Origin of the sequence: Rhizobium phaseoli (assembly GCF_010668805.1) — a bacterium.
GTDB classification, from domain to species: domain Bacteria; phylum Pseudomonadota; class Alphaproteobacteria; order Rhizobiales; family Rhizobiaceae; genus Rhizobium; species Rhizobium phaseoli_A.
Genome location: NZ_WUFT01000086.1, coordinates 1 through 429, shown reverse-complemented (window position 1 = coordinate 429; position 429 = coordinate 1). Strand labels below are relative to the sequence as shown.

Here is a 429-nt window from a genome sequence, read left to right as displayed (position 1 = left end):
GGACGTGGTGAATTTGCGGATCATGTTCGACCCGCATGGCCCGGCCGAAGGGTCGATCGAGGCACCCCTCACCGCCCTGGCGGAACTGCAACGGCAGGGGCTGGTTCGGCACATCGGGCTGAGCAACGTCACGGCCAACCAGATCGCAGAAGGACGGCGCATCTGCGAGATCGTCTGCGTGCAGAACCACTACAACCTCGCTCACCGAAACGACGACGGCCTGATCGACGCGCTTGCCCGCGACGGCATCGCGTATGTTCCGTACTTCCCGCTGGGAGGTTTCAGCCCGCTGCAGTCGTCCACGCTCAACGATGTCGCAGCGCGGCTCGGCGCCACACCGATGCAGACCGCACTCGCCTGGCTGCTGCAACGGTCGCCGAACATTCTGCTGATCCCGGGCACCTCGTCAGTCGGCCACCTGCGCGAGAA

Annotated in this window: 1 protein-coding gene; it reads left to right on the top strand. The window is 65.3% G+C overall.

The genetic code is table 11. The annotated features are described in order from the left end of the window. Nucleotides 1-429: aldo/keto reductase (locus GR197_RS31490; protein WP_204330515.1), on the top strand; the 429-nt coding region annotated here is incomplete at both ends.